Consider the following 677-nt stretch of genomic DNA (forward strand, 5'->3'; position numbering starts at 1 on the left):
CCGGCACGGCGTGGTAGGAGCCGGCCACCACCACCTGCCGCCCGGTTTCGGCGTCGAGGTGGCGGGTGAATTCGCCGGCCGGCAGCACGTAGCTCAGCCCCGCCGCCAGCAGGATGAAGCCGCAAATGAGCACCAGCGGGTGCGGAAAACGGAATTTGTTCAAATCAATGAGCAATGAACAGTTAGCAATGAGCAATTACTTTTAAGGAGCAATTGGCGGCAATGTAGGAACCCTTTTTTGCTCATTCGCCCTTTTCAATTGCTCATTGCCAATTGTTCATTGCTCATTGATTTGACCATCACCGCCTTCAAAGCCCTGCACCAGCGCCGCCAGCTCGACTACCTGGCCCGGCACGGCACGTGCTTGGCCGAGCGCCAGAAGGACAGCTTCGACCTCGTGCTCTACGCCGTGGAAGGCTACTACGCCGAAACCTGGCGCAGCCGCGGCGAGGAAGCCGTGCTGTTCATTCACGTGTTCCAGAAGCCCGCCGGGCTGGGCGAATACCTGGCCCGCGTGCAACTGCCGGGCAACCTCTAAAGTCCTTGCGCCGCCCCGGCACCGTTGCCGCTGGGCCAATGCAAGCACATGCGGCCACTGCTATTCCTTCTGCTGCTGGCGGGCCTCAGCCGCCCCGGCTTCGCCCAAACGCCGTCCGCCCAGGCCGGCCCCGCCACTG

1 protein-coding gene is annotated in these 677 nt (G+C 62.5%); it reads left to right on the forward strand.

Features of this window, described 5'->3' with window-relative positions; translation table 11 throughout:
* The first annotated feature begins 280 nt into the window (after nt 1-280).
* On the forward strand, nt 281-538 hold the full coding sequence (locus tag ACYVDE_RS25205) for a hypothetical protein (protein WP_460504258.1): 258 nt from the start codon (nt 281-283) through the stop codon (nt 536-538).
* Nucleotides 539-677 lie beyond the last annotated feature (139 nt).

Source organism: Hymenobacter agri (assembly GCF_054778495.1).